At 54.6% G+C, this 571-nt stretch carries 1 rRNA gene; it reads right to left on the reverse strand.

The features are described 5' to 3' along the window. A 23S ribosomal RNA gene (locus ACFO4L_RS17555) occupies positions 1-571 on the reverse strand; the annotation flags it as partial.

Below are 571 nucleotides of genomic sequence, written 5' to 3' on the forward strand. Positions count from 1 at the left end.
ACTCGCCGGTTCATTCTACAAAAGGCACGCTGTCACCCATAAACGGGCTCCAACTACTTGTAGGCACACGGTTTCAGGATCTATTTCACTCCCCTTCCGGGGTGCTTTTCACCTTTCCCTCACGGTACTGGTTCACTATCGGTCACTAGGGAGTATTTAGCCTTGGGAGATGGTCCTCCCGGATTCCGACGGGGTTTCACGTGTCCCGCCGTACTCAGGATCCACTCCGGAGGAGAATCAGATGTCGAGTACAGGGCTCTTACCTTGTCCCGCGGGCCGTTCCAGGCCGCTTCCTCTATCTGCTCTCTTGGTAACTCCGATGGAGTGTCCTACAACCCCAGAAGGCAAGCCTTCTGGTTTGGGCTGTTTCCGTTTCGCTCGCCGCTACTCAGGAAATCGCATTTGCTTTCTCTTCCTCCGGGTACTAAGATGTTTCAGTTCCCCGGGTCTGCCTTCTCACACCCTATGGATTCAGGTGTGGATCCCTTCCCATTACGGAAGGGGGGTTCCCCCATTCGGAAATCTTCGGATCACAGCTCACTTACAGCTCCCCGAAGCATATCGGTGTTCG

This window comes from Bacillus daqingensis (assembly GCF_042654445.1).
In the GTDB taxonomy this organism is placed as follows: domain Bacteria; phylum Bacillota; class Bacilli; order Bacillales; family Salisediminibacteriaceae; genus Alkalicoccus; species Alkalicoccus luteus.